At 55.3% G+C, this 15,134-nt stretch carries 9 protein-coding genes and 1 pseudogene; 2 read left to right on the plus strand and 8 right to left on the minus strand.

What is annotated here, in order from left to right; all coding sequences use genetic code 11:
* Positions 1–58: 58 nt before the first annotated feature.
* The 5 genes from MHH28_RS14700 to MHH28_RS14720 form a co-directional block, all read right to left on the minus strand.
* Positions 59–760 (minus strand): response regulator transcription factor, encoded by a 702-nt coding sequence (locus MHH28_RS14700; protein WP_405116095.1) that lies wholly within the window; start codon positions 758–760, stop codon positions 59–61.
* Positions 738–1,688: a sensor histidine kinase gene (locus tag MHH28_RS14705; RefSeq protein WP_405116097.1), complete on the minus strand. Its 951-nt coding sequence runs from the start codon at positions 1,686–1,688 to the stop codon at positions 738–740. Before MHH28_RS14705 ends, MHH28_RS14700 begins: the two co-directional genes overlap by 23 nt.
* Before the next feature lie 29 nt (positions 1,689–1,717).
* Positions 1,718–4,480: a ComEC/Rec2 family competence protein gene (locus tag MHH28_RS14710; RefSeq protein ID WP_405116099.1), complete on the minus strand. Its 2,763-nt coding sequence runs from the start codon at positions 4,478–4,480 to the stop codon at positions 1,718–1,720.
* Between the two features lie 153 nt (positions 4,481–4,633).
* Positions 4,634–5,152, minus strand: a complete 519-nt coding sequence (locus MHH28_RS14715) for a deoxycytidylate deaminase (RefSeq protein WP_405116101.1) — start codon at positions 5,150–5,152, stop codon at positions 4,634–4,636.
* Positions 5,153–5,558: 406 nt separating this feature from the next.
* Complete coding sequence (locus tag MHH28_RS14720; protein ID WP_405116103.1) at positions 5,559–6,449, minus strand: ComEA family DNA-binding protein; 891 nt, start codon at positions 6,447–6,449, stop codon at positions 5,559–5,561.
* Between the two features lie 146 nt (positions 6,450–6,595).
* Between MHH28_RS14720 and comER the strand changes: the two genes are divergently transcribed.
* On the plus strand, positions 6,596–7,447 hold the full coding sequence (gene comER / locus MHH28_RS14725; protein ID WP_405116105.1) for a late competence protein ComER: 852 nt from the start codon (positions 6,596–6,598) through the stop codon (positions 7,445–7,447).
* Between the two features lie 255 nt (positions 7,448–7,702).
* On the opposite strand, the pseudogene leuS reads toward comER, so the two are convergent.
* Positions 7,703–10,131: pseudogene (gene leuS / locus MHH28_RS14730) on the minus strand (leucine--tRNA ligase).
* A gap of 1,127 nt (positions 10,132–11,258) precedes the next feature.
* Positions 11,259–12,326: an AI-2E family transporter gene (locus MHH28_RS14735; protein WP_405116107.1), complete on the minus strand. Its 1,068-nt coding sequence runs from the start codon at positions 12,324–12,326 to the stop codon at positions 11,259–11,261.
* Positions 12,327–12,554: 228 nt separating this feature from the next.
* Here MHH28_RS14735 and MHH28_RS14740 point away from each other — a divergent pair, with 228 nt between their 5' ends.
* Positions 12,555–13,244, plus strand: a complete 690-nt coding sequence (locus MHH28_RS14740) for a glycoside hydrolase family 16 protein (RefSeq protein WP_405117101.1) — start codon at positions 12,555–12,557, stop codon at positions 13,242–13,244.
* 308 nt (positions 13,245–13,552) lie between these two features.
* Here the strand turns inward: MHH28_RS14740 and MHH28_RS14745 are convergent, their stop codons facing one another.
* Positions 13,553–15,133, minus strand: a complete 1,581-nt coding sequence (locus MHH28_RS14745) for an extracellular solute-binding protein (protein ID WP_405116109.1) — start codon at positions 15,131–15,133, stop codon at positions 13,553–13,555.
* Position 15,134: the final 1 nt, after the last annotated feature.

A 15,134-nucleotide genomic window follows, 5' to 3' on the forward strand; every position in this document is an offset into this window, starting at 1 on the left:
GTTAACAGGATGAAGACTAATAGTTCGCCAACAAAAGGTTAAGAAAGTTCAAAGTCCATCATGGGCTCAGCCGGAAGCCGATGCCCCAGACCGTATCGATATAAGCTTCGCTGTCATACGCCTTGATTTTGTTGCGGATATTGCTGACATGGACCGTTATCGTCTTGTCCTCGCCCAGATAGATCTCCTCCCAGGCCAGCTCATAGAGATCCTGCTTCGTGAACACGCGGGAGGGATTCCTGACCAGCAGCTCGACAATCCGGTATTCCTGGCGGGTCAGAGGAAGTGGCGTTCCATGAATCCTAACACTGTAGGCCGTGCAATCCAGCACCAGATTCTTATGTCTGAATTCGTTCACCAGCTCAGCGGCTACTGTCCGCTGGATATGGACATGGATGCGGGCGATCAGCTCCTTCAGCTCGAAGGGCTTGGTTACATAATCATCAGCACCTAGCGCGAACAGATCCAGCTTATGATCCAGCTGATCCTTGGCCGAAAGGATAATGACGGGAACCCGGTACTTCAGCTCCCCGCGCAAGCGCCGCATGAACGCCTCGCCGGACAATCCGGGCAGCATCAGATCGAGGACTATCAGGTGATATTCGCGTTCCGCCAGATTCAGCATTCCTTCACTGCCCGAATAGGCCCGGGTACACTGAAACCCTGCGGCGGTAAGCCCATCAGACAGAATCCCGTTAATATGCTCGTCATCCTCAACGATGAGAATTCTTCTGCTGTTATGATTGAAGGGGATGCCCATGGGGATGCTCCTTTCCCGCTTTTGCGAATTCGATATGAATGCTGAAGGTGCCGCTCGCAGAATTGGCAGATACGTCTCCGTTCATTTTCTCCATCAGTGCCTTGACAATCGAGAGTCCAAGCCCCGAGGAATGGCGGGTACGTGACGGATCTTCTCTGTAAAAGCGGGTAAATATCTTCTCCGTATCCACGCTGCTGCCTGCCTTAGGCCGGTTCATGAAGCGTATACACAGCATGTCCTGCCTGTCTTCAACCTCTATGGCCAACGGGCCTTCGCCATGAATGAAATAATTGCCGATGATATTGGTAAAGATTCGTTCCAGCGCGTGGATATCCCCCATCACCCGGGGAGAATGCTCCGGCAGCCGTAGCTCGGGCTCACTCTCCGATCCGGCGAAGGCATCAATGAAGGTAAACAGATTCCGCTTCAGCACCTCCACAACGTCAACCGGCTGCAGCTCCAATTCATATTCGGGATTCTGCAGCTTGGTATAGAGGAACAGCTCATCGACCAGCTTGATAATCTGCTGTATTCTTGACTGGGCAAGCTCTACGTACCGCCCCTTCTCCTGCTCCGCCTCTGTCCGCAGCGCCAATTGCAGATAACCGTCCAGCGAAGTGAGCGGCGTCCGGATATCATGCGACAGACTGGTAATCGCCAGATTCATCTCCTGATTCTTGCGGCTGAACTGTTCTCCCATCGCTCGCTGGCGGCTTAACAGGTTATTGCACTCCCGCACCAGCCTGCTGATCTCCCTCGGCTTCAACTGGGTTGCCACTAGCTTACGGGATTGATGCTCCATAATAAAAGACAGCTGGCTGCTGATCTGACTGACCTGTCTCCGGTAATTCAGCAGGTAGATCGTCTGGCCGATCAGCAGCAGCAGGAGTCCTGCCAGGACAATAAGGATACGATCACTTCCTCTCATATGATTGTATTATATACGATTAGAGAGGCTTAGTCCGGGGTGGGAGTAAGCTTGTGGCGTAGGGTGATTCCCTCCTTGCCCACCCTGAGCTCAATCTCACCTTGCTGGTCAGTCCGGTAGATTCCAGTGTTTGCATCTGCCAGCCGTTCCAGCACACCGCTGTTGGGATGCCCGTACAGGTTATTCACACCCGCTGAGATGACAGCGGCCCCCGGGGTCCAGAAGGCGAGCCAATCCGCGCTGGTGGCGGTTTTGCTGCCGTGGTGGGCGACCTTGAGGACGTCGATGGGCCCGTCTTGCGTAATCCCGGATGGACTTGCGGACCGCAGGATGGCTTCCTCTGCCGCCTGATCCATGTCTCCCGTGAAAAGAAAGCTCCTGCCGTTCATCTCCAGCCGGAACACCACCGATTCGTGGTTCTGGTCCTCCACTTCCTCTAGCAGGGTCTGTCCATCCGATCGAGGCTCCGGCCAGAGGAAGTTCAGCCGCGTGGCCCCGTCCGGGACCAGCGTCATGCCCTGCTGCACCGGATACAGCCGGACACCCGCGTCCAATGCAGTCGTCATCAGCTTGGTGTACGGCTCCGTAGCGGCTAATGTTCCGTTGAACAGCAGCGCCGATACCGGCATCCCTTCCAGCACTGCCTGAAGCCCTCCGGCATGGTCCTGATCGCCATGCGTCAGGATAACCGCGTCCAGCCGGTGAATTCCCCGCTGCTTCAGGAGCGGCAGCAGCGTCTTCGCTCCGACCTCGAACGGGCTGCGGCGGATACGCCATGCCTCCCGGTTGCCGAAGCTCACGGTTCCGCCGCCGTCCACCAGGATATGCGCTCCGCCCGGCGTAGTGATCAGGCTGCTGTCCCCCTGGCCTACATCGAGGTAGCTGATCGCTCCGGCACCATCCTCTAGAGCTCCGGTGTTATAGCCTTTGTAGAGTAATAGAGTCAGGCCTACAGCGCTCAGTATCGCTGCGAGATTGCTCCAGCGCGTAGCTCCAGTCGGGGGATAGGGCGGATAGGCTTGGAAGGTGAAGGCTGCGTGCCCGCTGTTCGCAGTGAATGGTGAATCTGGCTGGTTGTTGGTGTTGATATGGTTGCCCGGCAGCTCCAGCTCCGCCAGCGGCCGGGTCTCATCGTCCATGAACTGGAGAACAAGCATGGCTTCAGTCCTCCGCTTCAACGCATGTAGCAAACCGTATAATAGACCGTAGTAGAGGCAGATCCACAGGAAAGATGGCGAAGCCCAGATCAGCACCCCGGCGGTGAATCCGTTCACCCACTCCACTGCCGCAAAGGTAATATTATTCAGGAACTCTGCAAGCTGCGCTGTCAGGAGCGCTGCTGCATTCCAGACCCGTCCAAGGAGCAACGCCACTGTTCCCAAGGGCAGCACCAGGAAGGTGATGAAGGGAACCAACAGCAGATTGGCAGCAACGGACAACAATGAGAATTGGTTGAAATAATAGATCGTCAGCGGAAAAGAAACCAGCTGAGCAATAATCGTTACAGAGAGGCTGCTGCCCAGCCAACCCGGTAACCGTTTGAACAACGGCGCAGCAAGCGGTGTATAAATCATGAGTCCTGCCGTCACTAGAAAAGACAGCTGAAAGCTCACACTAAGCAGCAGATAAGGATTCCAGACCAGCATCATCAGAGCGGATGCAGCCAGAATATTCAGTCCATCTTTGAGCATGCCCAGCCTTGCCGCCAGCAGGGCAATCATGCTCATGATTCCGGCACGGATAACGGACGGTCCGGCCCCGGACAACAGTACATAGAGCGGAACCAGCAGCAAGGTCACGGTTAATGCAGTTTCTCTGGTCAAGCGGCAGCGGCGCAGAAGAACCAGGATTACTCCGACGTACACCGCCACATGCATTCCCGAGATGGCAAGAATATGCGTCAGCCCGAGCTGCGAGAACTGTCTGAACGTCTCCGGGTCCAGTTCCTTCTGGATACCGATGACGAGGCCTTTCATATAACCCGCATGAGGCTCCTGAAATAAACGGCTCATTTCTGCACCGAGTACGGATCTTGCCTTATCATTCCAGCGCAGAATAGTGGATAGTTCCCACGAAACTTGGGGGTTGACCGTTACACTGGCTGTGCCTGCTCCTTTGAGCAGCCAGTGAATCTTTTGGGTGAGCAGATAGGCACGGTAGTCGAATCCTCCGAAGTTGCGCGCTGTCTGCGGCTGGTTCAGTTCCCCCTCAATGACTACCCGGTCTCCCCGCTGCCACAAGGCAGCTTCAGCGATCTCACTCTCCTCCTGGAGCTTGATCTGGACGGTTACACGTTCACCTCTGCCCTTTGCTCCCGCAGTTTCCGCTGTTTCCGCTGTCTCCGCCTCCGCCGTTTCACCCGGCTTCTCTCCCGCCCGCGAATCGCCTCCTGCTGTCTCAGTGTCGCCCTCCTCCTCTAGCTGGTGCGGTGTAATCCCGGACAGCTTCACAATAAAATCAACCCGGTCCCCGTCCCGCTCCACCGGAGAAGCAATAACGCCTGCGGCGGTTACATATGCCTCATCCAGTTCGCTTGCCGATTGTTTCAACACCTCTGGCAGCAGACTCACATTGCGTACCTCACTGTATTCCCAGTACAGCGCTGCCATAATCAGTGCCGTCACCAACACCGCTGCCGCCCTCCAGCGTATCCCGCCGCTCACCGCCCAGACTACAGGCAGTAACAGCAGCCCTGCGAGACAGATTAGCAGACTGCGGCCAGAGAACAAACAACCTGCGGCACTTCCCGCCACCCAGCAAACTGTGAAGCTTAAGAGGGGCCTTCTGTTCATGATCATCTCTCCTTCCTAATTAGCTCTGGACGCCAAAAAACCTCTGCATACGCATACACATGCGTGTACAGAGGTTCTTCCTCTGGGGTCAGTCCATATTCTATCGGGATCTTGTTCACTCTAACTATAATTGAATCCTGCCGGTGTACGCCGTTACTCTGATATCGAAATCATCGTTTCCTTAGGCGGCTCATAGTTCTCCAGTTGCCGGAACACAATGCCTTTGGAGGAGAGCATTGCCTGTACCTTCTCCATGTCCTTGCGATAAGGGCGCAGGTAGACGATCTCCACGATTCCACTGTTAGCCAGCATATTGGCACAGGTCCAGCAGGGTTCATCTGTCACATAGACCGTACTGCCTTCCCGGTCGCTCCGGTCTGTGAACAGCAGCAGATTCTGCTCGGCATGGATTGTGCGAATACAGCGCTGTTTTTTGACCATGGTCTCTACACCGACAATCATCTCACGCTCGTATTGCTCAGAGACCATGCAGCCCGCTTCCGAGCAGTCCGGCACACCCATCGGCGCACCGTTATAGGCGGTACCCAGCAGCTTCTTGCCCTGCACCAGCACCGCGCCGACATGGCGGCGGGGACAACGCGAACGGGTAGAGACCATGCAGGCAATATCCATGAAGTATGTATCCCAGTTCTTGCGGTAAGCCACAGTCATCAGCAATCTCCACTTTCTCTAAATAGTTGTTCATTATTGTAGCATACCTGGCTGCGTTTTCACTAGGATATTGATAACCTGCAACAACGTACATTTCGCCTAATTCTCGCTTAGATTTCCCATGCCGCCACTTCTACACCACATTTGCTCATCCGTAGAGCGGGGTGTGATTGCACTTCATACAATAGAAATTGCATTCTCAGCGCCTAAGTAACGTTCTGCTGCACTTCATACAATTGATTCTCTCATTTAGTCTCCAAAGACCTGCTTTTGCAAAATTCTAATGTACGAAGTGCAGCAGCTTCAGTCTTCAAGCGGATTGAGGGCTAATCTAATGTACAGAGTGCAATTGAAACTTACTATGCCTCTGCAGACTGGTTGTTCGTAGACAATCGTCACGGCAGTCTCAAAATGCCACCAGCGGCTTCAGCTTCTCCAGCAGCTTGGGGCCGATGCCCTTCACCTTGCCTAAATCGCTATAGCTGCGGAACACTCCCTTACTGGTGCGGTAGTCGATAATCGCCTGCGCCTTCTTCTCCCCGATGCCCGGCAGATCCATCAGGGCCTTGGCATCGGCAGTGTTCACATTGATCCGTCCGTCAGCCGCTGCCGGGGCATTACTGGCTGCGGCTGCGGCTCCGGCTCCTGCTGTTCCATTACCACCCACACCGCCATTACCTGACACCGTGGGGGCCGCGCCTGCACCAGCTGCTGCTCCGCCAGTTGCCCCACTGGCCGTACCGCCTCCTGTTGCTCCTAACGTGGTTGCGCCATCACTCGCCGGTCCGATCTCTGTTGCACCAGCCGTTGCTCCGTTACCCTCTGCGCCTGCCACCGATCCCCCGGCAACTGCACTCCCTCCGGACGCGCCACCGCTACTGGCTCCGCTTCCTACCGATCCACCGCCCTCCGCGCTCCCAGCCACTACATCCCCTGCAGTCCCGGCGCTACTTCCAGTGCCATTCCCCGTCGTTCTAACACTTGTTGCGCTTCCCGCTGTTACACCGCCGACCACGCCTCCAGCCGCTCCACTACCCGCTATATTACCACCCGCCACGCTTCCGCCAGCTACTCCACTCCCTGCCTTGCCGCTGCCGACCACACTCCCGGCATTTTCCCCGGCGGCCGCACTGCTAGTCTCCCCTTCGTCCACCACTCCCAGCGCCTGCGCCATTCCGGCGTTTAGCGTCCTCCATCCGGCGATGCCATCGTCCTGTGCCCTGTGGTCTGCGGCCCACACCAGGCCCCCGCCTAGCAGGGCTGCGGTGATGGCGCAGACAATCATTCTTTTATCCATCCGGTTGTCCTCCCTCAAAATATTGGAATTTTATTCAAAACTGAGATGAATACCTGTCATTTGTCCAAGACTGCCCTGCATACATTTAACGAAGAGTATTCCTGTAAGCCTAGAACCCAGCAACATAAGAAAGGAGGTACCACAGGATGAAAGTGGGATTTATCGGAACAGGCAGTATGGGCAGTCTGCTGATCGACACCTTCCTTCGGTCGGGAGCCCTTGATCCATGTGATGTAATGGCCAGTAACCGCAGCCCGGGCAGGCTGATGGAGCTGAAGAAGCTTCATCCCGGAATCACCCTTTGCTCCGGCAATATCGAAGCCGCCTCGGAGAGCGATCTTGTGTTCCTGTGTATCAAGCCTTTGCAGTTCAAGAGCGTCACCGATGAGATCGCCCCTTATCTGCGCAGCGATCAGATCGTTGTATCCATTACAAGCCCTGTGCAGCTCTATCATCTGGAATCGGCCCTGCCCTCCAAAGTTGCCAAAATCATTCCCAGCATCACCCATTCCGTCAGGGGCGGGAGTTCGCTGTGCATCTTCGGAAGCCGCTTAAATAAGAAAGACAGGCTGCTGCTGCTCCAGCTATTCTCATGTATTGGTGTTCCCGAGGAAATTCCTGAAGGACACACACGGATTGCCTCTGATTTCTCCAGCTGCGGTCCGGCCTTTCTCAGCTATTTCCTGGAGCGGTGGATTGAAGCGGCTGTAGCAGCCACCGGCATCGATGAAGCCCTGGTCACCCGGCTGGCCGGTGAGATGCTGCTGGGTACAGGCAAGCTGCTGACCGAAGGCTCGTTCACCCCGCAGGAGCTGCAGGAACGGGTTGCCGTCCGTGGCGGCATCACCGCGCAAGCACTGAATCATTTACAGACGAGTCTGGAGGGGGTATTCGAACGCCTGATCACCACCACACACGACAAGTACGATGAGGATGTGGAAAAGCTCGACGAGCTGTTCGGACTCGGCAGCATTGCCCAGAGCCGGATAGACCGCTAAGGCAGCTCTCTCGCTGAGCTGTGCCGGCTACTCGTCTTGCCACCCTGCCTCTGGGGCTGCATTACTCATGCTGTCTTGCCGCCCCGCACCTTGGGCTGTATTACTATGCCGTTCTGCCGCCCTGTGCCTTAGTCGGACGATCCTTAGTGCCCTCTGAAGCTCTTATCCGCGCTTTTGGTCGGGGCTTAGCCTGAAAACCAACAAAGCCCGCAGCACGGATACCTCCGTTGCTGCGGGCAGAATTGCGTTCTTCGCTTAACCCACTACGATATTTACCAGCTTGCCAGGAACGGCAATGATTTTGCGTACGGTTTTGCCTTCGACGGCCGACTTCACATTCGGCAGGGCCAGGGCGTGGTCCTGCATCTCCTGCTGGCCCATATCCGCCGGAATCAGCGCGCGCTGGACGATTTTACCGTTGACCTGCACGACGATCTCAACCTCAGCATCTACGGTCCAGGCTTCATCATAGGACGGCCAGGCGACATAGCTGATGCTTCCTTCGTGGCCCAGCAGCTCCCACAGCTCTTCGGCAATATGCGGTGCCAGCGGCGACAGCATCTGCACGAACTGCTCAGCCGCTTCCTTGGACAGGCTCTCCTGCTTATAAGCGTCATTGATGAAAATCATCAGCTGGCTAATCGCGGTATTGAAGCGCAGATGCTCGAAGTCTTCGGTGACCTTCTTCAGCGTCTTATGCCAGGTGCGTTTGAATTCATCCGTGCCGCCGCCCTCTGTAATCTTCGCACTCAGGCTGCCGTCTTCATTCACGAACAGGCGCCATACGCGGGAGAGGAAGCGGTGAATGCCTTCAACACCCTTTTCGTTCCAAGGCTTCGTTGCTTCCAGCGGCCCCATGAACATCTCATAGACGCGCAGGGTATCTGCGCCGTAAGCTTCCACGATCTCATCCGGGTTAATGACGTTGCCGCGCGACTTACTCATCTTCTCGTTATTGTTCCCCAGAATCATTCCCTGGTTCACCAGCTTGTGGAACGGCTCCTTGGTATCGACTACGCCGATATCGTAGAGCACCTTGTGCCAGAAGCGGGCATACAGCAGGTGAAGCACCGCATGCTCGGCTCCCCCGATATACAGGTCAACCGGCAGCCATTCCTTCTGCTTCTCCGGTGAACACAGCTCCTGGTCATTGTGCGGATCAATATAACGCAGGTAGTACCAGCAGCTGCCGGCCCATTGCGGCATGGTGTTGGTCTCGCGGCGGGCCTTCATGCCGGTCTCGGGATCAACCGTTTCGACCCATTCCGTGACATTCGCCAGCGGAGATTCACCGGTGCCCGAAGGCTTGATGGCATCGACATCCGGCAGAACCAGCGGCAGCTGATCCACAGGAACGGTCTTCATCGTGCCGTCCTCCAGATGCAGGATCGGAATCGGCTCTCCCCAGTAACGCTGACGGCTGAACAGCCAGTCGCGCAGTCGGTAGGTCACCTTCCCCTTGCCGCTTCCTTTCTCTCCAGCCAGGCGATCATTTTGGCCATCGCTTCGGTGTTGGACAGGCCATCGAGGAATTCCGAATTGACATGCGGACCGTCGCCGGAATAGGCTTCCTCTTCGATATTGCCGCCCTGCACCACTTCGATGATGTTCAAGCCGAACTGCTTGGCGAATTCCCAGTCACGGGTATCATGACCCGGAACGGCCATAATCGCCCCGGTTCCGTAGCCGGCCAGCACGTAGTCAGCAATCCAGATCGGCACCTGCGCGCCGTTCACCGGATTAATCGCATACGCGCCGGTGAATACACCGCTTTTCTCCTTGGCCAGATCCGTGCGTTCCAGATCGCTCTTGCGGGAAGCCTTGTCGCGGTATTCGGCAACGGCTGCCTTCTGTTCCTCCGTGGTAATGGCATCCACCAGCTTATGCTCCGGTGCCAGTACACAGTAGCTTGCTCCGAACAGAGTGTCGGGGCGGGTCGTGAACACTTCGAGCGTGGCCTCATGGCCTTCAATGGCAAAAGTCACCTCGGCACCGGTCGATTTCCCGATCCAGTTGCGCTGCATATCCTTGATGCTCTCTTCCCAGTCCAGCTCCTCCAGGTCCTCCAGCAGGCGGTCGGCGTATTCGGTAATCTTCAGAATCCACTGGCGCATCGGCCTGCGGACTACCGGATGGCCGCCGCGTTCGCTTTTGCCGTCGATGACTTCTTCATTCGCCAGGACAGTTCCCAGCGCTTCGCACCAGTTGACCGATACCTCAGCTACATAAGCCAGACCACGGTTATACAGCTGGATGAAAATCCACTGCGTCCACTTGTAGTACCCCGGATCAGTCGTACTGATCTCCCGGTCCCAGTCGTAGGAGAAGCCCAGCGACTTGATCTGGCGGCGGAAGTTGTCAATGTTCTTGAAGGTAATGTCACGCGGATGCTGCCCGGTATCCATCGCATACTGCTCAGCCGGAAGTCCGAAGGCATCCCAGCCCATCGGGTGCAGCACGTTGTAACCGCGCATCCGTTTGTAACGGGAGACGATGTCCGTAGCGGTATAACCTTCCGGATGGCCTACGTGCAGCCCTGCGCCGGAAGGATACGGGAACATATCCAGGGCGTAGAACTTCGGTTTGCCTGCCTCTTCACTTGTCTTAAAGGTCTTGTTCTCGTCCCAGAATTTCTGCCATTTCGGCTCGATGGTCTGGGCGCGGTATCCAATATTGTCGCTCATCTTGTGCTCCTCCTTGGAGTGTTGCTGTAATAGGTGGTACTGCTGCTGTCTTAAAAAGTTAAGGGATTAGTCTCCACTACAAAAAAGTTTTGGGCTACCTTTGCGCGAAGAAAATGTATATTGTTTTCCACATACATTCAGGCCGTGTGCCTGCTTTCGAGCACAATGTATGCTGTTTTTCACATACATTCAGGCCGTGTGCCTGCTTTCGAGCACAATGTATGCTGTTTTCCACATACATTCAGGCCGTGTGCCTGCTTTCGAGCACAATGTATGTTGTTTTCCACATACATTCAGGCCGTGTGCCTGCTTTCGAGCACAATGTATGCTGTTTTTCACATACATTCAGGCCGTGTGCCTGCTTTCGAGCACAATGTATGCTGTTTTTCACATACATTCAGGCCGTGTGCCTGCTTTCGAGCACAATGTATGCTGTTTTTCACATACATTCAGTCCGTGTGCCTGCTTTCGAGCACAATGTATGCTGTTTTTCACATACATTCAGGCCGTGTGCCGCTATACGAGCCGATTGTATTCGGTTTTAACCAGACCTTCAGTCACATTCAGCATCATAGTCATTCTACGAAACCTTCCAAGAACTCTTATTCACAAATTCACACATACCTTTTTCACAGCAACAGGAAACTATAGTTTCCTATTACAGCAAAAAACCTCCCATCCCTAGCGTATAATCGCTAGGGACGAGAGGTTTGAATTCCCGTGGTACCACCCTAGTTAGCGGCGGACATTCTTTGTCCGGCACTCACTTTGACACCCTCTATCGGGGGCGAGCCGATGACGGTTCACACACTGGCCCCTCTAAAGGAACCTGCGGCTCGCGCCATTACTCGGAGGTGAGTTCACTGCGGCCCGTTAACCGGCTCGCACCTTAGGTGCCGGCTCTCTGCAATAACGGTCTCACGAATTAATACTCCTCTTCATCGCACTGCTATGATACTGCTTCTTACTTCGTAATATTCACCACATTATAACCAAAAGATACATGTACCGTCAATCATTTCACACGAAGTCATCGCGAAGAAGCCGCCATTGCCCATATAGCTGAAGCGGCGGGAGGTGCGGCTTCGGTCCTTACACCATTCTTCTGCTAATATCGGCGGCCGCTTCTACGCCGGTCTTCTGCGGATATAATAGCCGATAATATGCTGGATGACCACCTTGGCGGCGGCGAAGAAAGGGACGGCCAGAATGAGTCCAATCATGCCCGCGATCTCCCCGCCGACCAGCAGCGCGAAGATGATCAGCAGCGGATGCAGGTGCAGCTTCCGTCCCACGACCTGCGGAGAGATCACGTTGCTCTCCAGCATTTGGCACAAGGTATTCACCACCGCCACCAGCAGGACAAGCCGCCACGACAGGGTCGAGGCCATCACAATGGCCGGAGCCGCCCCGAGAAAAGGTCCCATATACGGAACAATGTTGAACACCGCCACTACACAGGCGAACAGCAGCGCATAAGGCATGCTGATAATCGCGTAGCCGATATAAGCCAGCACGCCGATGATGATGCAGACGAGAAACTGGCCGCGGATATAGTTGCCGAGCGCTTCATCAATGTCTTTTAACAGCGTCACAATGGACTTGCGGCGCGAACGCGGCAGGCAGGAGACCACCATCCGTTCGAACACCTCGAAGTCCTTCAGGATATAGAACACGAGAAAAGGCACAATGAACGCATTGAACAACAGGCCAATGGTCGAAGCGATATTATTAAGGAAGTGGGAGATGCCTTCGGCCAGGCGGTTCTCCAGCTGATAGAACCAGTTATTCATTCCCGTCTCCACCCCGGGCGGAATCAGCCTGGAATTCATGCCCTTCATCAGTCCCTGCGCGTGCAGGGTCATCTCCGGCAGATGCTCATTCAGCTCCTCCAGCTGTTCGATGAACATCGGGATCAGGTTGATCAGGATCACCGCAAGCGAGGTCAGGAACACCGCATAGATCAGCAGAACGGCTACGCTGCGCGGCATTTTTCTTCTGGAGAGCATAGTGACCACCGGATTCAGCACGTAAGAGATAATCATGGCGGCCAGGAACGGGGCCAGGATCGCTTTTAGAAACAGAAATACCCCATTCAGCATCGGACGGAGCAGCCAGACGAAATATAGAATAATCAGTGAGAGCAGCACGCCGATCATCCAGCGGAGCCATTTACTGCGGAACCACTCCTCCATAATCCCCCTCCTGAACGTGTACAGCCCTTAACCATCATGCCCTATTAGTATGTGAGGGAGAGGAGTGAAATACTCTGCTCTGCAAAAAATTGGTTTTTTGTTATTTCGATTCGCAAGTTGGTATAGTGGCCGGCTTCAAGGTTCGCTACAATCATATTGTAAAGCGCTTTCATTATAAGGAGGGTATCGTATATGAGGAGAAAGCTACACAAGTTATTCGGTGCAGGGATGACCCTGCTGCTCGCCGGTCTGCTGACAGGAGCTCCGTCCGTTTCGGCGGCCACCGTTTTTGATGAGCCTCTGACTTACTTCAACCCCGCAACCTGGCAAAAAGCAGACGGCTACTCGAACGGCTCTATGTTCAACTGCACCTGGCGTGCGAATAATATCTCATTCACCAGCGGCGGACAGCTTCGTCTGGCCCTGACCAGTCCCAGCAACAATAAATTTGACGGTGCGGAATACCGCTCCGTGTACAAGTACGGCTACGGCAAATACGAGGTCAGCATGAAGCCGGCCAAGAACAGCGGCATCGTCTCCTCCTTCTTCACCTACACCGGGCCTTCGGACGGCACGCCCTGGGATGAGATCGATATTGAGTTCCTCGGCAAGGATACCACCAAAGTCCAGTTCAATTACTACACGAACGGTGTCGGCGGACATGAGAAGATTGTGAATCTCGGCTTCGATGCTTCCCAGGGCTACCATACGTATGCCTTCGACTGGCAGCCCGGTTATATTAAATGGTATGTGGACGGGGTCCTGAAGCATACGGCAACCAGCAACATCCCCTCACGGCCCGGTAAAATCATGATGAACCTCTGGAACGGAACGGGGGTAGATTCCTGGCTCGGCTCCTATAACGGGGCGAACCCGCTCTACGCCTATTACGATTGGCTGAAATTCACAGGCAACTAACTTGCAGGCAGGTGATTGGCCCCGGCGATGCGCAAGCGGCATCCGCCGGGGTTCTTTGGCTTTATGCAGATAATGACGGCCCATCTTCAATATTTGTTATCCCAATCGCGACATTGGTATGGCGGCTGCAGCCGCCATTCTGTACCATAAATAGCAAGAATACAGCACAGGAGGAACAGATTTGTTACGCAGCAGGTCGCAGCAGGGAACCCTAGCAGACCGGACCGGACAAGCGGGGAGAAGCCCCCAAGCGTATCTGCGACAAGAAACCGCCTTATGATCAAGGCGGTTTCTTGTCCCTGCGGTATTCAGCGGCTGCCGCGGTCCCAGGCGTTGACTTCCATGGTTTCGCTAAGTCCGCCGTAAGTGTTCCACTTGTGCACGAATTCGTCGAATTCATCGAGCGGGCTGTCCGCGAAGATGATCTGGATGAAGCTTTTCTGCTCCAGCTTCTTCAGCAGTTCGCCGCTTCGCTTCATCGTCTCTGTCGGAGGTCCTGTGAACTGCTCCTTGCGGGAAGCCTCCTTCTGGCCCAGCAGCACAGGGGCAATATCCTTCGGGATCTCCCGGATCACCCCGGAGGGAATGCGGGCCCCGTCGAAGGTTAACGTGTAGGAAGCCACCCGGATGCCGCCCAGCGGCAGCGCCGGAGACTGGAGAGTGGGCTTGCCGTCCGCCATGGCATAGTCATAGCCCTCTGCAAGGCCATGGGCGAACTCGCCGGTCGAGGTGGCGTAAGTATCGAACAAATAATTCTGATACGTAAAAAAGATTTCAGGATGCTTCATCTTCTTATTCATCAGAATGGCACCGTTGACAGGCAGGGTGCCTCTTCTCATGGTGAGGCCGCCCGGACCCGAAGGGATGGCAATTGCCCTGACACGCGCCTCAGCATCACGCTTGGTCAAGGAGGACAGCGGCCAGCCGCGCATCCAGTAAGGTCCGGCAATGATCCCGGCCTTGCCGGAGATGAACTGGTTCGCCGCTCCCTCTTCATCCAGCCAAGCGCTGTCAGCGCTCAGATAACCGCGCTGTACCCATTGCTTCATGAGCTGGACAGCCTTCCTTGCTCCAGGCTGGATGGAGCCGTATTCCAGGGTGCCGTCACTCCGGCGGTTCCACTGCTCGGGAACTGTACCGAAGGCGCCGAACACCCAGCTGCTGTCGCCCATCCAGGTGCTGGGACCGTTGCGGAATCCGACCGAGAGACCATAGGTATCCTTAATTCCGTTGCCGTCCGGGTCGCGGTTGACGAAGGCATCCATGACCTGCTCCAGCTCATCCAGGGTCTGCGGCACTTTCAGGTGAAGCTTGTCCAGCCAATCCTGGCGCACCCAGAGCAGCGGATCGGAGTTATATTCATAATCCATGATAGGAATGGCATACCTGTGCGCGCCGCGCACGAAGGGGTTCCATGCCGAAGCATCCTCGGCCACAGCCTTCTTCCACACCTCGGAAGCATGCTGCTCGAACAGTTCGCCGACTTCCATGAACTGTCCCGAATCAATCAGTTCCTGGATAATACTGGCATCTCTGGTCGTTACGATATCCGGCATGTTGCCTTTGGCCAGCTCCAGCCTCAGCTTGTTGGCGTAAGTCTCGGAGGTACCGGAGATCGTCCAGAGATAGCGGATACGAATGCCCAGCCGGTTCTCCGCCCAGATCGTATGTACGTTATGCTCCAGGCTCTCCCCTTTGATAAAATTCAGATTGGGGTTCACGGAGCCCACTGTATACAGGTCTACCGGAGGATTATATTTGCCTTGCTTAACATCGAAGCGTGGGGCTGTATTCTGCGGTGAAGCGGGCGGCTGACTATCGCCGGCGCTGTGCCAGGAGCAGCCTGACAGCAGCAGGAGCAGCAGGAACAGCGGTGAACGGACTTTCATG

The organism is Paenibacillus sp. FSL K6-1217 (genome assembly GCF_045040735.1).
Taxonomy (GTDB): Bacteria; Bacillota; Bacilli; order Paenibacillales; family Paenibacillaceae; genus Paenibacillus_AQ.